The organism is Paenibacillus planticolens (assembly GCF_013141725.1).
Classification (GTDB): Bacteria; Bacillota; Bacilli; order Paenibacillales; family NBRC-103111; genus Paenibacillus_E; species Paenibacillus_E planticolens.
The window spans coordinates 1-1455 of the sequence record NZ_WHNZ01000057.1 but is presented as its reverse complement, the minus strand read 5'-3'; the positions used below and the strand labels follow the sequence as shown (position 1 = coordinate 1455).

The following is a 1455-nucleotide window of genomic DNA, read 5'->3' as shown; positions in this document are numbered from 1 at the left end:
CCTTAACTTGCATGTTTTGCAAGCTGCCGGGCGATCTTCTTTACGTTCTGTGCTATCGCAGTCATAAGTGCTTTTTCCTGCACATTCGCCTGCCCCTGTAACTGCGAACAGCGAAGTCCATGGAGCTCTTTAGCATCCGCGAAACTTCGCTCAATCGTTTGGCACCGAAGTCGATACAGTTTTTTTCCAGATATGCTCTTCTTGTTCCTAGCCACACGCTCTTTGAAACTTTCCCATAGATGCCGCTGAATTTTTCGAACGTAATTCTTTGCTGTGGTACATGTGGAAAGCAAGGGGCAATTTTTACACTGTTTAGCGTCAGATGTGTACTCGCGGTAACCTTGTCTGTTTGTGGTGCTGTACGTTAATTCCTGACCTTTTGGACAGATATAAACATTTTTCTCCTCATTGAAAATAAACTTGTCCTTCGACAAGCCCTCCGATGTGGATGGGGTTGAGCGGCCTGCAATAACAGGATAAATCTTCATCTCTAACGTCTCTTTGCAAATGTGGGGGGTGAAATATCCGTTATCCAGAGCTACAGCCTCAAGCGTAGTTTCAAATCCGAATTTTTGAATTTGGTGTTGTAATCGTTCCAAATAAACGACGGAGTCGTTAACATTTCCTTTTGTCACATGGACATCTGTAATGATGTTGAATTTATGATCGACCGTACGATGATCTAAGTAAAAGAACCCCTCAGGTTTACCTTTGCGCATCATATACCCACTGTCTGGATCCGTCGTGCTTACCTTAATCTGCTTGGTCTCGTTCACCTCCTCCTTGCGTTCCAGTTGCTTTTTTCCATGTTGCTCTCGATCTTCGTCTACGGCTTTATCTAGTTCCTGCGTATATTCGTAGGGGGTATGTTCCACGGTTTGTATGGTGTATTTGTTTTTATTGGCTTTTGCTTTAATGTGCGTGGAGTCCGTGATCAACACACGGCCTCCAACCATTCGATGTTCGATGGCAAGCCGAACAATCTCATCGAAAATATCTTGGAATACGGTCGTATCTTTAAAACGCGTTCGACGATTCCAGCTGATGGTTGTATGGTCAGGCGCTTTTTGAGAGAGACCAAGTCCCAAAAACCAGCGATAGGCAATGTTCAAATTGACTTCCTGCTCGAGTTGGCGCTCCGAACGAATGCCGTATAAATAGCCAATAAACATCATTTTAAAAAATAAAATGGGATCAATTGAAGGTCGCCCATGGTTCTCACTGTAAAAAGGACGGACAATATCTAAAATAAATGAGAAATCAATATGAGCAGCGATTTGGCGAAGTAAGTGATTTTGAGGAACCATTAAATCAATGCAGACGAGTTCATAGTCTAATTGAGGGTCTTTCGGAGTAGAACGAAACACAGCAGTCACCACTTTCAACGTTATTATCTAATTATAACAAATTAACGCGGTAATGTATTGAATTAAATGTGTTGAAATAAAGACTGCC

1 protein-coding gene is annotated in these 1455 nt (G+C 42.5%); it reads right to left on the bottom strand.

Translation table 11 applies throughout. The features are described from left to right. Positions 1-2: 2 nt before the first annotated feature. Entirely contained in the window at positions 3-1367 is a 1365-nt protein-coding gene (locus tag GC097_RS24240) for an IS1182 family transposase (protein WP_376768420.1), read from the bottom strand. Positions 1368-1455 lie beyond the last annotated feature (88 nt).